Consider the following 20,870-nt stretch of genomic DNA (forward strand, 5'->3'; position numbering starts at 1 on the left):
TTGTTTACAAGGATGGGTACCTACAAAGCACATACAAGTTGCAATAAGACTCTAGGAGAATTGAAATGTGCGGTATTTGACATAAACGCCCCCAACACGAACAGTTGCAATAAGACTCTAGGAGAATTGAAATAACACGGAATTGAAAGAGCGGATTTTAGCGCTTTTGAGTTGCAATAAGACTCTAGGAGAATTGAAATCAAGGCTTCGCGTCGTAGTGTATGCGGTCGTCCCAACCCGTTGCAATAAGACTCTAGGAGAATTGAAATTCGTTGGTTCAGCTACTAAATCGGACTTCAACGCTACGTTGCAATAAGACTCTAGGAGAATTGAAATAGAGGTTGTTAAAACTTCCGAAGGACCCGAAGGAATAAATGTTGCAATAAGACTCTAGGAGAATTGAAATGAGAATATATGGCGGTGTAGAGCACAGGAAGCGCAAGCATGTTGCAATAAGACTCTAGGAGAATTGAAGCTGGGGGAGGTTTCTGGGGTTTTTCTGGCATCTTTCTGAGCCCCCTAAGTTACCCCCTTGTTCAGCGTTCCGTCGGTGGCTACTTTTGGTTAAACTGAAAGCCGACCAACTTTAGAGAATCCGAGGTATACTCCCACGCAGCGCTATCAGCCGCTTGTTCTTTTTCTTGATGTACATCCAACATGGAAATTGTAATATACAAGTTATGTTGCATAATCAATTGATTTATATCGCCTGGAGGGGAAAAATATGAAAAAATTGAACGTCCTAATGTTAGTACTACTTTTGCTTTTTTCCGCGGTTCCCCTCAGCACGCACTCACTCGCGGAAGCCACCACGGAGCCCGCGGCCACACCCACCTTGATGAACTTTACACTCTTTGGAACCCCGGAGGAGGGAATTGAAAGAGTTGCGAGCGGCAGTCTGGACCTCCTGCTGTCGAGCTACCCCCTCTCTACGTACAACTCCCTCCCTGGAGGGGTCATTGCAAACCTCTCACTGTACCGCACGGCCCTCGTCTACAACGAGCTCTCGTTTAACACCTACCACGACCCTGATAAGGACGCTCCCATCGTCACCGTTGGTGACCAGGTTTACTTCAACCCCTTCGCCATTAGAGAAGTCAGGTTCGCCATGAACTGGCTCGTCAACAGGGAGTACATCGTTAACGACATCCGGGCTGGCAGCGGGGAGCCCATGTTTGGATGCGTAAGGCCCACCCATCCGGCGGATGTGTACTTCGAGCCTGTCTACAGAAGCTTGGGAATCCCATCGGACGGTAACGTATACTACGCCCTTGACGTGTTTAATGACGCCATGTTAGCGGCGGTTTCTCAGGTTTCAACGTACGGACACACCCTTGAGCGTAGGGCGGATGGCTTCTGGTACTTCGACGGACAGCCCGTTACCATCAAGTTCATCATCCGCATAGAGGACGAGAGAAGGCAGATAGGCGACTACGTGGCGGATTTGATAGAAAACTACCTTGGATTCCACGTCGAAAGACTGTACTGGGACAGGAACACCGCCGGCAGCGTCGTATTCAATCACCCTCCAAGCGACTACGAGTGGAACATCTACACCGGAGGATGGGCTTCAATGGGCCTTCCCTCAGTATGGGTTGACAGCTACACAGCATGGTTCTACGGTTCATGGTTCGGTTTCGTGCCCGGTGGCGTTGAGCCCAGACACGAGAACACCCTAACCGTCAGAGAGGCACTGGAGTACATCGGGAGTGGCGACGCTTCCCTCGGTTTGAGCATGCTCGAGCCCATGTACTACACCACCCTCGACGTGCTTGGGCCCATACTCAACTGGACAGAGGAGGAGCTCACGTACCTGCTGATCCAATACTCGATAAGCCGTTCATCGGTCAGCGGCACCCCTCACCTCCACCCCGAGATCGTTCCCGACGACCCCATAAGCATAACGAGCGAGGAACAGTACTGGGACATCCAGAAGCTCAGCATGTTAGTGGGAATACTCGAAAGCCCGAGGATATTCCTTATGGAAAACACCAACTTCTACCCCGCCAGCAGGGGAAGGGTCGAGAGCATTACGGCCGAGCCGAACACGGGGATAAGCACCCGCTGGAGCCTCATGACCGCATCAACACCGGACGGAACCCTGAACGTGGGGATGGCCAATTCCTTCGTGACCCCCGCCAACCCCGTTGGGGGTATGAGGGATCTCTATTCGGCAAGTGTCCTAAACCTCGTGACGGATCCCGGCGCCTCAATGAACTTCAACGGTCGGATTGCCCCATACAGGTGTTCCTGGACGGTGGAGAACGGCCCCTTCACGGTTCCCGGGGATGCGGTGGTATACGACCAGAACGAGGGATGGGTGCCGAGGCACGCGGGAGAGGAGGCCAACGTTAGGGTGACGGTGAGCTGTGACCTTGGAAGCTGGCACAACGGAATTACCGGCGATATCGATGACATAAAGAATTACGTGGCATTCCTCTACGCCTGGTCCCAGCAGGACGGCCACGACGATAGTTACTACGATGCGAGCGTTGAGTCGAGAGTTGATTCCGTGCTCAACATGGTTAAGGGGTTCCAGTGGACGGCGGACGGCTACGTTGCCTATGGAACCTACATGAACCAGCTGGATGAGAACGTCACGGCCAGTTACTACGTGTTCTACCCGAGCCTCCCGTGGGAGCTCTACTGGGCCATGGGGGAGCTGGTGGCCGATGGTGCCGCCTACGGGGTCAGCGCCAACTACTCCTTCAGCAGCAGCGGAGAGGGAGTCATCTGGCTCGACCTCCTCAATTCGAGCCACGTGGCAGATCTCAGGACGGTGATAAGCGCCATAGCCAGCGGAAGCGCCGCCCACACCTTCCCCGGCATTGATTGGAGCTCCGCCACGGCGAGGTTCAACGCGGACATGGGCTTTAGCGATACCTACGGGCATCTGTTCATAGGCAACGGACCGTACTACATAGAGAGCTACACCGCGGAGCCGTTCAACGTCGTTCTGAGGGCCTTTGACGCTTATCCTGTAACCCGGGCGGAGCTGATGACGTTCCTCACCGGCCACTACGAGAGGGCGGACGTTACTCCCCCATCCATCGTGGACGTCAACGTCTCCCCCGAGAGCCAGGAGGTGGGCAACTTCACCACCATAAGCTGGGTGGCATCGGACGACAGCGGACTAGCGAACGTAACCCTCGAGATTACGGACCCCTCGGGGACGCCCCTGCGGGTTGAGCTCGACCCCTCCATTGGAGTTTACTCCTACGATTACACGATACCCGCAGTCGGCACGTACACGGCTAGGATAGTAGTTGAAGACACCTATGGAAACGTCCGTGAGGTGGGCCTCGAGTTCTACGGTAAGGAGAGCCTGGCAGAATCCTTAACGGTAAACGGGAGCACGGGCAACGTCACGGTCTCGACGGAGGGCGTGGAGCTCGGCATTGACGTTAACGAGAGCGTAGAGGGTGAGCAGACGATATCGGTCAACGTCACCATAACGACCAACGAGGGGGAGCTGGCAGGGGAGAACGTGAGTGGTCTGGCCGTCGCTACCACGGGCGCAGATGAAACGGTGGCCCCCGTGAAGTATGTTGCGGTCAGCGTTGAGGCGAACGAGAGCACCGTGGAGAAGTACACCCTCAACGTCAGCTACACCGATGGGGAGGTAGCAGGAATTGACGAGAGCACCCTGAGCCTCTACTACTGGAACGGAAGCGAATGGATACGCTTAAGGGACTACGTGGGCAGACAAGTTCCGAACGGGCCCTTCGTCTACGATGCCGGAGTGAACACGGTGGAAAACTACGTCTGGGCAGTGGTGGACCACTTCAGCGTCTACGCATTGGGCGGCCTTCCCGTTCCCAGTGTGGAGATAATCTCGCCAGAGGACGGTGAGGTGTTCTACACCAACACCACCGCAAACGTGACGGTAGAATGGAGCGGCCAGGACGAGCTTGCCGTTGACCACTACGAGATAAGGCTAAACGACGGAGAATGGATAAACGTCGGGCTCTCCACGGAGTACACGTTCCATGACCTCGAGCAGGGGAAGTACGAGGTTTACGTGAAGGCGGTGAACATAGCGGGCAATGAGAACACCACGAGTGTATCGTTCACGGTCTCTCCCTTCAAGAGGGCGCCCCCGGCACGCGGAAAGGGAGCGGTCAACGTCATAATCAAGCTCTGGACGCTCTACAGGTACAGGGAGATGAAGTTCGAGGAACTTTACACCGAAGCTGTCGAGGCGGGAGTGGACAACGAGACCCTCGGGGAGGCAATGGAGTACGCAACGCTCGCCAGGGAGTACTACCAGGAGGCCCTCACCTACGGGGAGCCTCCCCAGAAAGTCACGCCCCTCCAGATAAGACCACTCCTGCTGGCCTACCTCAACATGAACAGGGCGGTGGAGATACTGGAGAGGGCTTTGGGGTAGCCCTTCCCCTTTTACCTTTTCTTTCTTCTTTCGAAGCCTCGTCATTTAGGGTAAAGGTGTCAGACCAGCAAAACCGCCAGAATTCCCGCGAGGAAGATTCCATCGAAGGTTCCGGCGCCCCCTATGCTCGCCATTGGAGCCCCCAGGGACTTTATCTTGTCCATGTTCATTAAATCTGCCCCTATGAGAACCCCGAGGGTGCCGCTGGTGTAGGCTATGAGGGGCATGTTGCCGCCGAAGAGGAACGCCATCGCCACAGCCACCAGTGGGGGTAAGAGCGTCGGAACGGCTATTCCAAGCCCCTTAACGGGCCTCGCGAAGGAGTGGATTATGAGGGAGGATATAAGCGTTGCGAGTGCCACCTTGAAGAGTAGGTCGTAGGCCCCGAGGGCTATGAGCCTGAGTGTCTCGAAGAGAACCACGCTCAAAGGCACGAGGGCGCCGCCGACGTTTACAGCGACCACGGTCTTCTGCTCGCCCCAGTCCACGTAGGGTATGGGGTAGCGGATGCCGAAGAAGCTGACCTCCCTAACCCTAACCACCGGTCCGTAGCTCTTGAGCTCCATGATAGGTATGTTCACAAAGCTGCCTATGAGGGCGGCCCAGAAGAGCGTGTATGCAACAGGGATGGGAAGGCCGAGACGGCTGAAGGCCGTTGTTATCGTCCCCGCGAAGAGAAGGAAGAGTATCGGGAGTAGAATGAGAAGTATCAGCAGGAACGGAAGTGCCAGCGGGGGAAAGAGGTAGCGCCTCATTCTCTCAGCCTCCTGACGTTCGCCCACACCTGGGCTCCCCGGGCGATTTCAACCCTTTTGGGTTTTTCAAACTTCTGGGCATCGCTTAAGACCCAGGCGTAGAGGGGTTTCCCCTTGGAATACTCCCTCAGGAACTCCGGGCTCGCGTGGTGTTTGTCCACATGCGCTTCCAGCTCCTCTGGCGTGAATGGGCCGAGGACGTCAACGATTTTGACCTTCCCAAGAGCCCTCCCGTTGCTTAGTATGAGAACCGTTCCCCTAACGCTGGTTCTCTGCTTCCGTATCTCCCATACCTTCTTGCCCTCCACTATGAGCGTTGCGTAGGGTTCGCGCACTATGAGCCCCTTCATGGCCATCGCATAAACCTCCATCTCACCGTTTATAAATCCAACTCACGGCGGTACTACGCGAGTGAAAAACCATTTAAAGCTGCCGACCGTAAATAATGGGGGTGGAAGGTATGGAGATAGCAAGCCGTGAGGTCGGAATAGTCCAGGGTGAAAGCTCCGTTGGATATTTTGAATTTGTTGTAAACCCCGAGACGCGCCTGAAGTTCGGTGACTTTGTCGTTGCGAAGAATCAGGACGGTGAGTACGTTCTGGCCGTTGTGAGGAGGGTCGAGAGCAGCAATCTTCTCCTCTCCGAGGGGCACTTTACCTACCGTTCACTGAAGAGGGAGCTGGAACTCTACGAGGGAGTGAGGAACGTTGACCTGAACATCGCGAGGGCCCGCGTCCTCGGAAAGATAGTGACGCGCAGGGGCAGGGTTGTAACGCCGCTCCCCTCCAACAGGATACCCATAATGAACGGCGAAACTGTGTACCAGGCATCGAAGGAGCTCCTCGAGAGCCTCTACGCATCGGGGGAGGGCGTCAAGATAGGCGAGCTCCTGACGAGGGAAGACGGCGTTGAGGTTACCCTTGACGTTGATAAGCTCGTCTCGAGGCACTTCGCGGTTCTGGCCGTTACGGGCGCCGGAAAGTCCAACACGGTCAGCGTGATAGCGGACGAGATAGTGAACCGCTTTGGGGGAACCATAATAATCCTCGACCCCCACAGCGAGTACATAACCCTCCGCTTCCCCAACGGAGAGAAGGCGAACGTGATAGCTGGGAAGATAAGGCCCGAGGTTCTGGCGGCAGACGAGCTCGCGACCCTCGTCGGCATAGCCGAGAACGCGAAGAACCAGAGGGACTTCTTCAGGAGGGCCTACGATACGGTGACCTCCCCCGACACCTCGTTAAAGGCAAGGTACAACCTAAGCGGCGTTCTCGGAGGGGAGCTCTTCCTGAAGGCCATACTCCACGTCCTCCACGAGTGGGAGGAGAACGGCGGCGGTGAGTACTACGACCCGATAAGCAACACCTCAAAGGTCTTTGAGCTCAGAAGCGAGGACAAAGATCCGCTCGCGAAGGTCATGCGCAGGATACAGTCCTTCCTCAGGGACTACGGGGACATACTCACGAGCGAGGACTTCCTCACAAACCCCGACAACGGTGAAGGCAAGGTGCGCTTCGGAGACTTCAACGTGATTGACCTCGGGGGCCTCGACGACGACCAGATGACGGTAGTGGCCAACCACCTCATAAAGAAGACCTACGAGACGAGGGTCACCTACGAGAAGGCCAAGAAGAGGCTCGAATTCTTGAACGGTGTTATGGCGAAGAGCCCCTCGGAACTCTACCGCAAGGAGAGGGAGGAGGTCAAAAAACTCATAGAGAACATAGAGACCAACTACCCCGCCCTCACAGAGCCCGTTCTAATCATCATAGAGGAGGCCCACATATTCGCCCCCGCGGAAGGCAGGAGCGAGATAGCCCAGCTTCTCGGCAAGATAGCGAGGGAGGGAAGAAAGTTCGGAATAGGCCTAGGTATAGTCTCCCAGAGGCCAAAGAAGCTCGACCCGGAGGTTCTGAGCCAGGCGAACACCAAGATCATCCTCCGCCTTGTTGAGCCCGAGGATCAGAACCACGTGAGGAAGGCGAGCGAGCAGCTGAGCTCCGACCTCCTCGAGGACATAGCCTCCCTCGGCATAGGTGAGGCCGTGGTGGTGGGTATGTCCATAGCCCTCCCGGCGCTCGTGAGGATAGACGACTTCCAGAAGAGGGGAGGAAGGTACGGCGGAAAGGACATAGAGATAGCGAAGCGCTGGAGGAAGAAGAGGGAGGCCCTTAAGAGGAAGGAGAGGAAGAGCAAAGCCATAGCGGGGGACCTGCCGCTATGAAGTTCGCCCACATAGCCGATGTGCACCTAGGCCTCTCGAGGAGAATCGTCAATACCCGCGAGGAAGATGTGGCGAGGAACTTCGAGGAGGCCATCAGAAAGTCCCTCTCAGAGGGGGTTGACTTCATCCTCATAGCAGGGGACCTCTTCGACTCATCGAGGCCAACGCCGCAGACGCTGAGGCAGGCGGTGAGGGTTCTTGACCTGGCCAGAGAAGCAGGGGTTCCCGTTTTTGCCATCGAGGGCAACCATGACAGGACCCACAGGAAGTCCTCCGCCTACGCGCTCCTCGAGGACTTGGGCCTCATACACCTCGTGGGCATCAGGGGGGAGAGTGTGGAGAACGAGTACCTCAGGAGCGAGCCGCGGGATGATGCCTACCTCGTCTACGGGAAGGTCGGGGACGTGACGATAAAGGGCATGAAGTACCAGAACGCCCCGTGGTTCAAGAGGAACGACCTCAAGGATATCTTCCGCCCCGATGGAAAGAGCATCCTCATGCTCCACCAGGGGATTGAGGAGACCATAAAGGACGTTGAAAGCCAGTACAGCGTCGGGGAGCTTGCCCTCTCCCAGATTCCGGAGGGCTTTGCCTACTACGCCTTCGGCCACATCCACACCAATTACTTCACCAACGTGGGGAAGGCCTACCTCGTCTACCCGGGCTCCGTTGAGAGGACGAGCGCAAAGGAGTACAGCAGGAAGGTGCTCATTGACGAGTTCGGAAAGTTCCAGGTTTTCAGGGGAAAGCCCAAGGGCTTCGTCATAGCGGAGTGGAGCGATGAGGAGGGGATATTCGTCCCGAGCTTCAGGCATCTCAAGACAAGGCGCTTCTACTCCATCAAAGCGAGGAGCATGCCTCTAGGGCTCCTCAGGGACGTTCTGAGGAAGGTGAGTTCGGAGCTCAAAGTCGGGGCGGAGGACGTGGTCAAGGTCACCGTGGAGGTGGAGAAGACCTCGAACCTCGACTTCATAAAATCCCTGTTCCCCACGGAGTTCATTGACGTTGAGCAGCGCGTCGTCCTTCGTGAGGAGAGGATAGCAGGGGTAGAGGGCGTCTCCCTCGAGGACTTCTTCTCGAAGGAGGAGATAGCCGTTCTCGCTGCCCTCTTCGAGGAGGAGCCCGATATCGAGGCGCTCGTGCCCGCGGTTCTCAGGGAGTTCAGCGTGAAGGAGCCCGAGGAGAATGAGGAAAAAGAAAAACCAGAGCCCCAAAAGGGACGGAAAAAAGAGGAACCGAAGGAGAAGAGCGGAGAAGAAGGCGAGGGTAGAAAAAAGAAGCCCGACAGAAAGGGGTCGGTAACTCTGGACGCTTTCCTCAAGGGGGGTAGGGTATGAGGATAAAGGCCCTCCGTGTTGCAGACTTCAGGTCACACGAGTTAACCGAGCTTGAGTTTGGAGAGGGAATAACGCTCCTCATCGGTGAGAACGGTGCCGGAAAGAGCTCGATCCTCGAGGCCATGATGGTGGCGCTCTACTGGGACAAGCCCTCGAGGACTGCGAAGCTCAAAAAGGAGTGGATCGGGAGGATAGAAGGCGAAAACAGGCTGACCCCCAAGATAAGGCTCGACTTCTGGATTGACGGCGATGAGTACGTAGCCTACCGCGAGCTGCCCATGAACAAGCCCGGGGAGGCGAGGCTCTTCAGGAGGGTAGACGGGGAGCTCGAGACGGTTGAATCCGGCCATTCGAACGTCACCTCACATATAGAGCGCTTCCTCCCCTTCGACGTCTTCATGAACGCCGTCTACATCCGCCAGGGGGAGATAGACGCAATACTCGAGAGCGACGAGAAGAGGGAGCGCGTCATAAGGGACGTTCTCGGGTTGGAGCGCTTCGACAGGGCCTACGACAACGCGAAGCGCCTGATAGACAGGCTGAAGAACGAGAAGAAGGTGGCGGAGGAGATAGTGAGGGCCTTCGGCGAGGCGCCAAAGAGGAGGGCCGAACGCGAGGAGGAGCTCTCGAAGGCGCTGGAGAAGAAGAAGGGCATAGAAGCCGACCTCAGGACGAAGAGGGCGGAGCTCGAGGGATGGGAGAAGAAGCTCGCGAAGCTGGAGGAGAAGGAGAGAAAGCTCAGGGATCTGGAGAAAGATAGGGCGGACCTGGAGAAGCGGAAGGCAAGCCTCGAAGCCAAGAGGGAGGCACTGGAGCGGTCAATCGCCGACCTCAAAAGGGAGATAGCCGAGCTTGAGGAGAAGAAGAGCCAGTGGGAGGCCCTCAAACCGAAGGCCGAGCTCTACACGGGGCTGCTCGAGTTCAAATCCTCCTACGAGTCCCGTGAAAGGAAGCTCCTGCTGGAGAGAAAGGGGCTTGAGGCCGAGCTCAGGAACACCGAAAAGGGACTGGCGGAGCTTGAAGCCAAGGAGAAGCGCTTTGAAGAGCTTTCAGCGAAGCGCGATGTCCTCCTAAAGGAGAAGGAGGGGCTGGAGCCCTACAGGGAGAAGCACGAGCGCCTGACTTCGCTGAGGAAGGAGATTGAGAGGCTGCAGAAAAAGACGGGGAACGCGGAGAAGCTCAAGGCGGAGCTTGAAAACGCAAAGAGGGAGCTGGAGGAAATAAGGAAACGGCTCGAGGAAGTGAAGAGCGATATACGCTTAGTTGAGGCCGAGATAGAGAGGAGGGAGGAGTTCATCGAGGAGATAGAGAGTGCAGAAGGTTCCTGCCCGCTGTGCCGCCAGCCGCTGGACGGGAAGCACAAGGAAGAACTCCTCGGGAAGTTCAGGCTCGAGAAGGATGAGCTCGAGAAGAGGTACCGCTCCCTCTGGAAGGAGAAGAAGGAACTGGGTGAGCGCGAGAAGGTACTCAAAAAGGTGCTGGAGAATGAGGATAGGATAAACGCCCTCTACTCCGAGTTCCTCCGCCTCAGGGAGCTGATGGGGGAGCTTGAGAAGCTGCCCGCGGAGGATATAGAAAAGAATTTCGAGCGCCTCCGGGAGGTCGAGAAGGAACTCTACGGCATCGAGGGCGAGCTCAAAACGCTCGAGAAGGACGTGAAAAAGAGGGACGAATACAGGAAGCGTCTGGAGGAGCTGAAGGAATCTCTCGAACGCAACGGGCGCGAGATGAAGGCACTCCAGGAGGAGCTTTGGGAAAGGGGCTTTGAGAGTATGGAAGAGCTTGAGAAGAAGCTTGAAGAGCTCAAGGCTGACTACGAGAGGTTCAAGACCCTTGAGGGCTCCCTGAAGACGCTCGAAGGCAAGAAAAGGGCCCTTGCCGAGAAGGAAGAGGCCCTGAAGAAGACCGTAACCCTAATCGGCGAGCTAAGCAAGAGGCTGGGCGAGATTGAGAAGGAGGTCGAGGCCCTGAACTTCAGCGAGGAGGAGCTCAGAAAGGCCAGGGAAGCCAAGGAGAGTGTAGGAAAGCTCGTGGTGGGTCTGACGGAGAGGCTGAGCGCACTTGAGAAGGAGATTAAAAACCTCGAGCGTGAGATCGAGGAGCTCAGGGAGCAGGAGCGGAAGGCGAAGGAATCCGGGGAGAAGCTTAAAATCCTTGAGGTGAGGATTCCGGAGCTCGAGCGCTTCAGGAAGAAGATAAGGGAGTACAAGAACCGCTACAAACTCTCCGCCCTGAGTGAGATAAGCAGGGACGCGAGCGAGATTTTCGCCGAGATGACGGAGGAGAAGTACAGCGCCGTCGTGGCCATCCCGAGGGAGAACAAGGTGGAGCTGAAGGTGCTCTACGGCAACGAGGAGAGGGATCTCTCGTTCCTCAGCGGCGGGGAGAGGATAAGCCTTGCTTTAGCCTTCAGGCTGGCCCTCTCGCGCTACCTAGCGGCGAAGGTCTCCAAGAGCGGCATAACCCTCCTCATACTCGACGAGCCAACGCCCTACCTCGACGAGGAGAGGAGAAAGAGGCTGGTGGAGATCATGCAGAGCTACCTCCGCAGGATTCCGCAGGTCATAGTGGTCTCCCACGACGAGGAGCTCAAGGACGCGGCCGACAGGGTCATCAAGGTGGCCCTGGTTGATGGAGTTTCGAGGGTCAGCGAGGAGAAGGTAGAGGGGTGGTGAGGATGCTCTACAGACTCTTCGGTGAGGAACAGCTCAAACTCCTCAAAGGCGAGCTCGAGGAGTACGTCGATAGGATTAGGGTCCTTGAGGATGTGGAACTCGACTGGAGACCCCTGCCGGGGGAAGTTGAAACCAAAAAAGCCTACGCCGTGGACGGGAGCAGAAAAAGCAGGAGGTTCAGCGGGCTCATAGCCTACTCCACCTCCGCCTTCGCCTACGGGAGCGGCCCTTCAAAGAGGCTCGTCTATTCAAACCTCCTCACTGCCAACGAGGACTTCGAGGACGAGCTCTTCAGGCTCCAGATGTCCGGACTGGAGGCGAGGATGTGCGCCATCATCGGCTCCCTCTACGAGCCGGAGCTTCTCTTCATGGATGGAACCCTCAGCGGCGCCCTTATAAGGCCTCCCACCTTCCCCAGGGCCGAGAACCGCTACGAGGAGCTTAAGGGGAAGATAGGCGAGGAGAGGATAATGGCGCTCATAGAGGAGCACCTGAACGACCTCGAGGAGCACCACGAAGAACTCCTCAACGAAGCGGCAGGTAAGGAGGAGTTAAGCACCGTCAAAGATAAGCCCGTGGTGCTCTCCGATGGAGCGCTCTTCAGGGGGGAGTTCGACCGCGAGGTGAGGAAGGGACTCCACATAATCTTCAACTACGTGGAGTACAAGTTCGCCCACGAGAAGATGCTCGAGACTGTGAGCCCCGTGTACATAGCCAAAACTCAGTACTCCAGAAGTCTCTCAAAGTCCGAAAAGCTCGACGTGCCCGATACGGTCCTCATAGACGGCTGGATAGCCCTCCACAACGCGGAGGAGACTGGCTACATAGTTTCCCCTACCCCCAAGCCCACTAAGGCACCGTCCTTCACCAGCAAGCTGATGGAAGCGTTCCCCAAGCACTTCCCGAAGCTCAAAGAGATTTACGAGAGGGGAATAAACTACGCCTACGTCCGCCTCGCACCAGGGGAACCCCTCTACCTCCTCGAGTTCACGGGGGAGATAGACAAGAAGCTCATCGGAAAAGTCCTCTACCACTCCGCCGACGTGGGCTACCCCGTGCCGCTGATTAGGGCGCACCACGGTGTGAAAATCACCGAAAAGCTCTTTTCCCGGGAGCTAAATGCCCTGACGAACCGCCTCGCCGAGGAGTGGGAACTCGAGTACCGCCTCCTGAAGGCCCTCTTTGCCTACGGAAGAAGCCCCCTGGGGTGAGGGAATGAAGGCCGTCGAGGTCAGGGAGCTCAGGAAAAGCTATCCCAGGAAGATTCCCTTCCCGCTTCGAAAGGTGGAGTGGGTTGAGGCCGTTAAGGGGATAACCTTCGACGTAAAGAAGGGGGAGCTCTTCGGCCTCCTCGGGCCCAACGGAGCAGGAAAGACAACGACGATAAAGATGCTCACCACGCTCCTCGAGCCGAGCGGAGGAACCGCGAGGGTTCTCGGATACGACGTTGTTAAAGAAGCCAGAGAGGTAAGGAAGAGGATAAACCTCGTTGCTGAAGGGGAAAGAACCCTCTACTGGCGCCTCTCAGCCTACGAGAACCTCAAGTACTTCGCGAGGATATACTACGTGCCGAAGGCCGAGGAGAAGGAGCGCATAGAAGAGCTTTTGAAGCTCGTCGGCCTCTGGGAGAGGAGGAACGACCTCGTGATGGGTTTTTCCAGGGGAATGAAGCAGAGGCTGGCCATAGCGAAGGCCCTCATAAACGACCCGGAGGTTCTCTTTCTGGATGAACCCACCCTCGGCCTCGACGTCCAGAGCGCCCTCTTCGTAAGGGAGTTCGTGAGGAAGCTCGTGGATGAGGAGGGAAAGACGGTAATCCTTACCACCCACTACATGGCGGAGGCGGAGGAGCTCGCTGATCGGATAGCCATAATAGACCACGGAAAGCTCATAGCCCTCGACACCCCAGAGGGGCTCAAGAGGCTCGTTAGGGAGGGGGACGCGGTTGAGGTGCGCGTGAGGGACTTCCAGCAGGCGAAGCTCGAAGGAAGCCCCTACAGGCTGGCGGTCATTGAAGAGGACCCTTCATCGAACACTCTGACACTCAGGGGGAGCGTTGACGAGGAGGAGCTCCCAAAGCTCGTCGAGTGGCTCGTGAAGAGCGGCGCAAAGGTGCTCTCCGTGGAGAGGAAGGAGCCCACGCTGGAAGACGTCTTCATAAAGCTAACCGGAAGGGCCATAAGGGATTGATGCCCATGCTGGCGGTGATAGAGAAGGAGATGAGGATGTTCTTCCGCTACCCGCTGAGGGTAGTGAGCTCCCTCCTGGTCGGGATAGTCTTTCTCATCCAGTTCATCTTCTTCGGCCAGGCGGTGCTTGGGGGCAGGTATTCGGATATACTCGCGAGTGCGACGGGGCTGGGGGATTACCCAACCTACGCGCTCATAGGCTACGTCCTCTGGTGGCTCTTCGCGTCTCCGATAGAGGCCTACATATTCGGCGTAAGAAGGGAGCTCCAGAGGGGAACGCTCGAGGGCAACATAGCGGCCCCGATAGGGGACATAACCTTCCTCGTTGGGCTCGCTGTTGGGTGGGTGCTCATAGACAACGTCCTGATGGCGGTGGTGTTCGCCTTCGGGGTGGTGGTTTTCGGCATACCCATCACGTGGGGGATACTCCTAAAGCTGCTCCCCGTGCTCCTGCTGGCGTTCGTGTCTTTCCTCGGCTTCGGGATAATCTTCGCGGGGCTGGTGATGCTCTTCAAGAACATAGGGGCCCTGGGGCAGATATTCGAGTTTCTCGTGCTCTTCCTCTCCGGGGTCTTCTTCCCCATGAACGTCATGCCCGCCTGGGTGAGAACGGCCGGAGAGCTGATACCCCTAACTCACGCCATAAACCTTGCGAGGGGAGCATTCATAGGACGCTCCTACCTGGAGATGCTGCCGAGCCTCGAGGCCCTTTTCCTCCTGAGCGCCCTTTACTGGGGTGTGGGATACCTCCTCTTCAAGTGGGCCGAGAAAACCACGAGGGTGGTGGGCTATGGAGGCTACTGAGTTCAGGGCTTTCTGGGGCGTCATGGTGAAGAGCTGGAGGGTGTTCACCAGCTACAAGGTGTGGCTGGTTACGGACATAGCCATGGGGCTCTTCTTCGTGGCGCAGGCCCTCCTCATAGGGCTCGGCCTCACGGGGGAGAGGAACTCGCCGGCGCTTCAAAAACTGACCGGCTACTCCGACTACGTGACCTTCGCGGTTCTGGGCTTGATGGTTCTGTTCTTCGGCATGACGTTCCTGAGTGGCTTTGTGTGGAGTGTGGTGGACGAGCTCTACGCGGGAACCCTTGAGTCATCCTTCGCCGCCCCGATGAGGAGGATAACCTTCTTCCTCGGCAACGTGGCGATGAGGCTTCTCCTCACGCTCCTCTACCTGATACTCTATTTGGTGTTCTTCAAGCTGCTCTTCGGGATAAGCCTGAGCCCCACCGGCTTCCTGAGGGGCATTCCCATCCTTTTCATTGGATCAATCGGGATGATAGGCTTCGGCATGGCCGCCACCGGAGTGGTCATATACTTCCGAGACCCCGGGCCATTCATAAGCATCCTCGAGATGCTCGTGTTCGCGCTGAGCGGGGCGATGTATCCCATAGACATACTCCCGCGTTGGCTGGCGCTCCTCGCAAAAATTTTACCCTATGCGCCAACGACAGACGCCCTCAGAACGGCCGTCACCCACGGCTACGGGACGGCATCGGCGAAGATAGCATACGTCGCGTTCGTGTCTCTCGTCTACGCCCTCCTTGGTTTCCTCGTCTACAGGTGGAGCGAGAGGCAGGCTAGGAGGGTAGGACTTAAGAGCTACTGAGGTGAGTACGTGTGGAGGTGGTTAAATGAGGGCGGTCGCCTTCGTGGGATTCAAGAAGAGCGGTAAAACAACGACAGTTGAAGCGGTCGCGAGGGTTCTAAGGAATAGAGGCTACCGCGTGGCGATAGCAAAGAGCATGCACACGGAGTTTGACAGGGAAGGGACCGACACCTGGCGCTTCTCAAAGGTTGCCGACTCGGTTATTGTGAGGGCCAGCGACACGGACGCTCTGCTGTTCAAAGCAAAAGACATAAACGCGCTCCTCTCAATGGTGCAGGCAGACTTCCTCCTCCTTGAGGGGTTTAAAGACATTCACCACGTCCCGAAGGTCGTCTGTGCCAGGGGCGAGGAGGACTTTAGGGAGCTCAACGACGGCCTGGCCATAGCTGTCAGTGGCGTCATAGCAGAAAGCGGCGTTGAGGCGATAGACGGCCTCCCCGTCATAAACGCCCTCACCGAAGCGGAGAGACTGGCCAACGTTGTTGAAAAGCGCGCCTTCATGCTTCCCAACATAGACTGCGGCATGTGCGGCTTCCGCTGTGCTGATATGGCGAGGATGATAGTTAAGGGCGAGAAAACCGTGAAGGACTGCGTTGTACTGAGCCAGAAGCCCAGAGTTACCGTCAAAATAGACGGTCAGGTTCTCCCCATGAAGGACTGGGTTCAGGAGCTCGTCGAGAAGACGATAAAGGGCATGCTCTCTGCTATGAAGGGCTATCGCGGGGGAAGGAGGATAGAGATAGTGATAAGGGAGGATTGAGACCTTCACCTTCCCCAGTATTGTTTTGGCAACAGCTCTACTATCTCCCGTGCTCTTTCAAAATCTCTGTCGAACGTCGCTATTTTCTTTGTTCCATATTCAAATGCGGTCGTTATTATCCTTGCGTCGTGGGGAAGCAGGCCGTAGTGCTTCATGAAAAGGAGCGTCCGTCCCAGTCACGGGAATCTGGCACTATCATGATGTCAAACGCTTCGAACACTGCCAATACTTTCTTTCCGATTTCGTAGGCAAATTCTGCCATTCCTGGATCTTTGGAGAGTTTTTCTCTGATGGCCAGAGAAGACTTCACGCCAAAATTTCTACCCATTTCCCTTTTGAGAATGATAAAAAGGAACTCATCAACGACGATGTCCGACGTTATCTTTGGTTCTTCCGATGTGAGGAGCCTCTCCGCAAATTCCGCAAACTCTCCGTTGGTTGTGTAATGGTAGAATACACTCGTATCTATATAAATCACTGCTCATACGCCTCTGTCCGGAGCTTTTTGAACTCCTCGTTCGTCCCTCCCTCGCCAAACATTCCTCTTTTAACATCCTTGGCGAGTTCTTTAATCTCCCGTCTAATCTCTTCGATTTCTATAAGCTCCTGAATCGTCTTTATGTCCAGGTTCCCCATGAGCTTTTTTAGGGTGGTGTTCTCCATGTGTTTCACCTGTCTTTTAGTTGGTTGTGGATTGATTTAAATGTTGTCTCTATCTCATTGGGTTTCGTCATATAACCCTAACCCTCACTTCCCTCACCTTCCCCCCTTCTGGGAGATACGCCCCGTAGTTCCCCTCATTGTCCACTATAAGCCATACAACCGGCCACAGCTCCATTCCCTTTAAATCCCTCCCGCTCGGCCTCGGCGGACACTTGAGATGGGAGTGGAATATTCCAACGACCTCAAGCCCCTTCTTTTCTGCCCCCTCTATCGCCTCGACCATCTCCACGGGCTCCATCTCGAAGGCAGCCGGGGAATTCAGCCTGTTGCCCACGAAGCGAACTTCCTCGACGGCTATGTTATCCCCCTCCCGCTTTCCGAAGAGGAAGCCGCAAACCTCCACCTCGCTTCTCCCAGCTACCTCCAGTATGGCCGAGAGGTGGGGGCGTTTAATCTTCAGCTCCATTCTGTTCACCGATGTAATTATATGTGCAGAAAAGCTTATAAGTTTAACATACAACCCATCCCCCGGCATCAATGTAGTATCACTTAAAGTGATATATGGAGGTGGAAAGAATGCTCGCGAGGATTGTGTATTTCCGCAGGGACACGGTTCCGGTAGAAGAGGTAATAGCGGCAAGCAGGTATGAGACCGCCCTGAACGTGGCAAAAAAGCACCTGAAGCGATGGGAAGCGGTCTCCTTCGAGATAGAGCTCATAGCATGAGTTCAAGCGCCCGGGCAAAGCGCTCCTCGAAGTCCGCGTCGTCGGCCGCGGGCCTCTCCTTCCCCAACGCTATTCTTTCGAGTGTTTTAACCGCGTTCTCCCACATCTCCTCAAAGGTGTCCCCCTTCTCCACGGCGTTCCTCAGCACGTGCCACCTCTCCCTCTCCCCGTCGTAAACGAGGATTCTGGGTATGAGCTCGATGTCCATGAAGGTGTTATCAAGTGAAAGTTCCACCCTGAAGGGGCCGACCTCGAGGAATCCCTCCTCCCTGAGTTTTTGCTTCCACTCCATAGGCATCAAAAAAGGTGGGGGTGGGGGGTTTATAGGGCTAACGCCTACTCCCTGCGTGGGGCGTAGCGGTCGTAGAGCCTCTTTGCGATGTAAACCATTGGAAGGAGGGGAAGGAGAACCACAACTGCCGCCACAGCCAGCTCGAGGAGCGCTATCACCACCCCAATCGCGGCGTAAATCCTCTCCCTGAAGTGGGTCTCGAGCTCAAAGGCGGGCCTCTCTTTGCTCTCTATCGTAACGTGGTAGGTTACGTAGTCCGTCACCTTCTCGTAGTAATCCTTCTGGAGGTAGAGGTAGTTGAGGCGCGAGTTGATAGATGATATCCTGTTCTCGAGCGCCATAAGTTCCTCCACGTCTTTCGCCATGTCGTAGAACTCCATGAGCTTCGCCTTCTCCGCCTCAAGGCTCTCTATCTCCGCCATGATCTGGTTGTACTGGCTCGTGACATCCTCCGTTTCCAGACGGAGGCTCTTAATGCGGTAGGCTTTTAGGAACTCCTCCATTCTAGCCTCATTTTCAGCGGTGTTCGGGACCCTGAAGGTGATGTAATAAACAACCCTCTCCTCGCTCCTTTCGAGATTCTCGCTCACCACGTAGCCGTTCAGCTCGGTCACCTTGCCCTTGAGCTTAGAAGCCAGCCCCACGGGGTCCTCGTACTGGACGGTGATGTAGTAGTCCTTCCTGAGCCGCTGGAGTGTTTCCCCCGTTGACGTGGGGACCGTTTGAGTTGAGGGTTCGACGGAGTAGTCCTCCATTCCCCCGCGGGATGCCGGGACGAAAACGGGCGTTGAGGAGGGAGCGTAGGCACCGCTTGAAGCGCCCCTGGTTCCGGAGGAACCCAGGAGGTAGAGGGCACCGCACAGCGCAATGAGGATTATAACAGCCACGACCAGTATGCTGCGCCTTCTCATCCAATCACCATTTAAAACTCTCCTCTAAAATATTTAAGGCGAGCGACGGCTTCAAGCGGGTTCGAAGTGAAAGAGGTGAAAAGGAGAATAAGAGTCAGCGCCTCCTCAGGAGAAGCGGAAGGAGGGCTAAGGCTGCAACAAACGTCGGTCCACAGGTGGGAGCTTCCACAGTCGTGGGGGACGTTTCGGTGTTTGAGGGGCTTGGGGTGGTTTTCACGGGGGTTTCCTTGGAAAGTACCACATCTCCCGGCGGGAGCGTGTAGCTTTCCGGGGTTGAGACGCACCTTACAAGCGAAGGATTTGAGCTCTCGTCGTAGGGCATCCACCTGTAAGTGCCGTTCTTGTCCTCGTACCAGCCTATGTGGGAGTTGTGGCCGGCCTTACCGCGCTCGACAACCTTAACTATCTCCTCCACGTCCTCCTCGGGTATGGAAACTATCCCGTTCTCGCGGAGCCACTCGAGCTCCTCCCTGAGGGCCGCCTTAAAGTCGAAGGTGTACTCGTCCACGACCCCGCTCGGAGCGTTCACCGTCTCGGATGTAAACGTGAGGTTCCCGCAGACGCCCAGCTCCCTCAGAGCAGCCTTTATCTCCTCCAGCTCCCCGGGTGAGGGCTTATCCTCGCCGTAAACGGCCGCGTAAACCTCCCCCTCCGGGAGTTTTATGACCTTCTCGGGGTCAACGCCGTGCCTCCGGAGGCACTCCTCAAAGCGCTCGTTTGGCTTCCACGTGCACACTCCATTGTAGCAGCCGCAGGTGGTCTCCTCAAAGCACGAGTACCACGGTTTATACACGCATACCGAGACAACCTCCTTCGCCGCCTCCCTAGTGGTGCAGATTTCCCCTGAGCAGCCGCCCGTGGCACAGTCCCTATCGGAGACGCACTCCTTCCCCTTTATGGGGCTGATGACGATGCGGATGTTTTTCTTTTCGAGCGTGAGGTTCTTCACCGCCCAGCCGGCTTTCCTCAGCTTTTCGAGGGTTTCGTTCTCGATTATTAAAGGTGCCCTGAGCTCGGCGTGAGCGTAGGTCGAGTTGAAGCTCTTTGGGGGTATCTCTATCCTTATGTGCAGTCCATCCTCCTCCCAGAGCATCACGGCTACCCTCTCATCGTAGTGGGAGCGGTAAACTATCCTCCCGTCGAGGAGGGAGACGTTCCCGGCATTCTGAAGGGGAGTTAGGTCGTAGGTTACCCCGGGCTTGTTGAGGTAGACTTCCACCGCAAGGTTGTCCATGGGGGAGAAACACGCGCTCGTCAGCGGAACCAGCATTAGAAGTATTATCGTCGCGATGGTCAATCCCTTCATGCCACCACCAGAGTAAGTTTGGCTTGGAGGTATATACGGCTAACGATGGCTTCAATCCAGTTTGGAGCGTTGCCTTCTTCTTTCGAAAGTCCCCCTTTATGGATGACGCAGGCGGGAAAGGTTATTAACACCAACGACCAAAATAATGTGGTGGGAACATGGACGCCCTCAGCGGATTCGCGGGCTCTATACTCTGGTGGCTGTTCTTCTTCTACCTGCTGATGGCCCCGCAACTGCAGTTCAGAGCCCTACAGGCCAGCAGGGCAAAGCTCCTAAGGGCACTCTCAAGAAAGAGGAACTCCACGGTTATAACGATGATACACCGCCAGGAGAGCATAGGACTCTTTGGAATACCCGTCTACAAGTTCATAAGCGTCGAGGACAGCGAGGATGTCCTGAGGGCAATAAGGATGGCACCGAAGGACAAACCAATAGACCTGATCATCCACACACCGGGGGGACTGGTTTTAGCGGCGACGCAGATAGCGAAGGCCCTAAGAGACCACCCGGCCGAGACAAGGGTTATAGTCCCCCACTACGCCATGAGCGGAGGCACTTTGATAGCGCTCGCTGCCGACAGGATAATTATGGACCCCCACGCGGTTTTGGGGCCGGTGGACCCGCAGCTCGGCCAGTACCCCGCACCGAGCATAGTGAGGGCCGTTGAAAAGAAGGGTGTCGAGAAGGTTGACGACCAAACGCTAATTTTGGCGGACGTGGCGGAGAAGGCCATCAAGCAGGTCAGGGACTTCCTCTTCGACATATTGAAGGACAAGTACGGAGAGGAAAAGGCGGCGGAACTGGCGGAGATGCTCACGGAGGGCCGGTGGACCCATGACTACCCGATAACGGTCGAGCACGCCAGGGAGCTGGGCCTCCACGTGGAGACGGACGTGCCGGAGGAAGTGTACGCCCTTATGGAGCTCTACAAGCAGCCCATGAAGCAGCGCGGAACGGTGGAGTTCATGCCCTACCCGGTGAAGCAGGAGGGCAGGCGCTGAACCCCAAAGTTTAATTTTCCCTTTTCCTATCC

The 20,870-nt window shown here is 56.2% G+C and carries 20 protein-coding genes and 1 CRISPR repeat array; of the genes, 11 read left to right on the plus strand and 9 right to left on the minus strand.

What is annotated here, in order from left to right:
* Positions 1 to 37 precede the first annotated feature (37 nt).
* Positions 38 to 476: direct repeats of the CRISPR family, unit length 30 nt; unit sequence GTTGCAATAAGACTCTAGGAGAATTGAAAT.
* Positions 477 to 724: 248 nt separating this feature from the next.
* Positions 725 to 4,390 (plus strand): triple tyrosine motif-containing protein, encoded by a 3,666-nt coding sequence (locus PFER_RS11805; protein ID WP_052696158.1) that lies wholly within the window; start codon positions 725 to 727, stop codon positions 4,388 to 4,390.
* 59 nt (positions 4,391 to 4,449) lie between these two features.
* On the opposite strand, the gene PFER_RS01240 is transcribed toward PFER_RS11805, so the two are convergent.
* Positions 4,450 to 5,145, minus strand: a complete 696-nt coding sequence (locus PFER_RS01240) for a DUF1614 domain-containing protein (RefSeq protein WP_048147956.1) — start codon at positions 5,143 to 5,145, stop codon at positions 4,450 to 4,452.
* Positions 5,142 to 5,495 (minus strand): ASCH domain-containing protein, encoded by a 354-nt coding sequence (locus PFER_RS01245; protein ID WP_048148335.1) that lies wholly within the window; start codon positions 5,493 to 5,495, stop codon positions 5,142 to 5,144. The genes PFER_RS01240 and PFER_RS01245 overlap by 4 nt, the downstream gene beginning before the upstream one ends.
* Positions 5,496 to 5,605: 110 nt before the next feature.
* On the opposite strand from PFER_RS01245, the gene PFER_RS01250 reads away from it, so the two are divergent.
* From PFER_RS01250 to mobB, 8 genes are read left to right on the plus strand one after another with little or no spacing between them, the layout of a single operon-like run.
* Positions 5,606 to 7,369 carry an ATP-binding protein gene (locus tag PFER_RS01250; RefSeq protein ID WP_048147957.1) on the plus strand — a complete coding sequence of 588 codons (1,764 nt, stop codon included), beginning with the start codon at positions 5,606 to 5,608 and terminating at the stop codon, positions 7,367 to 7,369.
* Positions 7,366 to 8,706, plus strand: a complete 1,341-nt coding sequence (locus tag PFER_RS01255) for a metallophosphoesterase family protein (RefSeq protein WP_048147958.1) — start codon at positions 7,366 to 7,368, stop codon at positions 8,704 to 8,706. Before PFER_RS01250 ends, PFER_RS01255 begins: the two co-directional genes overlap by 4 nt.
* A complete protein-coding gene (gene rad50, locus PFER_RS01260) occupies positions 8,703 to 11,381 on the plus strand; it encodes a DNA double-strand break repair ATPase Rad50 (RefSeq protein WP_048147959.1) in 2,679 nt (892 codons plus the stop codon). The genes PFER_RS01255 and rad50 overlap by 4 nt, the downstream gene beginning before the upstream one ends.
* A 2-nt stretch (positions 11,382 to 11,383) precedes the next feature.
* Positions 11,384 to 12,592 (plus strand): DNA double-strand break repair nuclease NurA, encoded by a 1,209-nt coding sequence (locus PFER_RS01265; protein ID WP_048147960.1) that lies wholly within the window; start codon positions 11,384 to 11,386, stop codon positions 12,590 to 12,592.
* A gap of 4 nt (positions 12,593 to 12,596) precedes the next feature.
* Positions 12,597 to 13,571, plus strand: a complete 975-nt coding sequence (locus PFER_RS01270) for an ATP-binding cassette domain-containing protein (RefSeq protein WP_048147961.1) — start codon at positions 12,597 to 12,599, stop codon at positions 13,569 to 13,571.
* Entirely contained in the window at positions 13,571 to 14,374 is an 804-nt protein-coding gene (locus PFER_RS01275; RefSeq protein WP_048147962.1) for an ABC transporter permease, read from the plus strand. The genes PFER_RS01270 and PFER_RS01275 overlap by 1 nt, the downstream gene beginning before the upstream one ends.
* Positions 14,361 to 15,179: an ABC transporter permease gene (locus PFER_RS01280; protein WP_048147963.1), complete on the plus strand. Its 819-nt coding sequence runs from the start codon at positions 14,361 to 14,363 to the stop codon at positions 15,177 to 15,179. Before PFER_RS01275 ends, PFER_RS01280 begins: the two co-directional genes overlap by 14 nt.
* Positions 15,180 to 15,204: 25 nt before the next feature.
* Positions 15,205 to 15,939 (plus strand): molybdopterin-guanine dinucleotide biosynthesis protein B, encoded by a 735-nt coding sequence (gene mobB, locus PFER_RS01285; RefSeq protein WP_048147964.1) that lies wholly within the window; start codon positions 15,205 to 15,207, stop codon positions 15,937 to 15,939.
* Positions 15,940 to 15,944: 5 nt separating this feature from the next.
* On the opposite strand, the gene PFER_RS12525 is transcribed toward mobB, so the two are convergent.
* From PFER_RS12525 to PFER_RS01300, 4 genes are read right to left on the minus strand one after another with little or no spacing between them, the layout of a single operon-like run.
* Entirely contained in the window at positions 15,945 to 16,094 is a 150-nt protein-coding gene (locus PFER_RS12525) for a PIN domain-containing protein (protein WP_084593886.1), read from the minus strand.
* A complete protein-coding gene (locus PFER_RS01290) occupies positions 16,091 to 16,417 on the minus strand; it encodes a PIN domain-containing protein (protein WP_048147965.1) in 327 nt (108 codons plus the stop codon). The genes PFER_RS12525 and PFER_RS01290 overlap by 4 nt, the downstream gene beginning before the upstream one ends.
* The gene (locus tag PFER_RS01295; protein ID WP_157254987.1) at positions 16,414 to 16,611 is read right to left on the minus strand and encodes a hypothetical protein; all 198 of its coding nucleotides are present in this window, start codon (positions 16,609 to 16,611) and stop codon (positions 16,414 to 16,416) included. The genes PFER_RS01290 and PFER_RS01295 overlap by 4 nt, the downstream gene beginning before the upstream one ends.
* 58 nt (positions 16,612 to 16,669) lie before the next feature.
* Complete coding sequence (locus tag PFER_RS01300; RefSeq protein WP_048147967.1) at positions 16,670 to 17,068, minus strand: M67 family metallopeptidase; 399 nt, start codon at positions 17,066 to 17,068, stop codon at positions 16,670 to 16,672.
* A 110-nt stretch (positions 17,069 to 17,178) separates the two neighbouring features.
* On the opposite strand from PFER_RS01300, the gene PFER_RS12100 reads away from it, so the two are divergent.
* On the plus strand, positions 17,179 to 17,328 hold the full coding sequence (locus PFER_RS12100) for a hypothetical protein (RefSeq protein ID WP_157254989.1): 150 nt from the start codon (positions 17,179 to 17,181) through the stop codon (positions 17,326 to 17,328).
* Here the strand turns inward: PFER_RS12100 and PFER_RS01305 are convergent.
* From PFER_RS01305 to PFER_RS01315, 3 genes are all read right to left on the minus strand, one after another.
* The gene (locus PFER_RS01305; protein WP_245612390.1) at positions 17,318 to 17,626 is read right to left on the minus strand and encodes a hypothetical protein; all 309 of its coding nucleotides are present in this window, start codon (positions 17,624 to 17,626) and stop codon (positions 17,318 to 17,320) included. The two genes, PFER_RS12100 and PFER_RS01305, sit on opposite strands and share 11 nt — an antisense overlap.
* Before the next feature lie 38 nt (positions 17,627 to 17,664).
* Positions 17,665 to 18,531 (minus strand): DUF4349 domain-containing protein, encoded by an 867-nt coding sequence (locus PFER_RS01310; RefSeq protein ID WP_048147969.1) that lies wholly within the window; start codon positions 18,529 to 18,531, stop codon positions 17,665 to 17,667.
* Positions 18,532 to 18,625: 94 nt separating this feature from the next.
* Positions 18,626 to 19,837, minus strand: coding sequence for a CGP-CTERM-anchored Cys-rich protein (locus tag PFER_RS01315; RefSeq protein ID WP_048147970.1), 1,212 nt, complete (start codon positions 19,835 to 19,837; stop codon positions 18,626 to 18,628).
* 158 nt (positions 19,838 to 19,995) lie between these two features.
* Between PFER_RS01315 and PFER_RS01320 the strand changes: the two genes are divergently transcribed.
* Positions 19,996 to 20,838: an SDH family Clp fold serine proteinase gene (locus tag PFER_RS01320; protein WP_048147971.1), complete on the plus strand. Its 843-nt coding sequence runs from the start codon at positions 19,996 to 19,998 to the stop codon at positions 20,836 to 20,838.
* Positions 20,839 to 20,870: the final 32 nt, after the last annotated feature.

Origin of the sequence: Palaeococcus ferrophilus DSM 13482 (genome assembly GCF_000966265.1) — an archaeon.
GTDB classification, from domain to species: Archaea; Methanobacteriota_B; Thermococci; order Thermococcales; family Thermococcaceae; genus Palaeococcus; species Palaeococcus ferrophilus.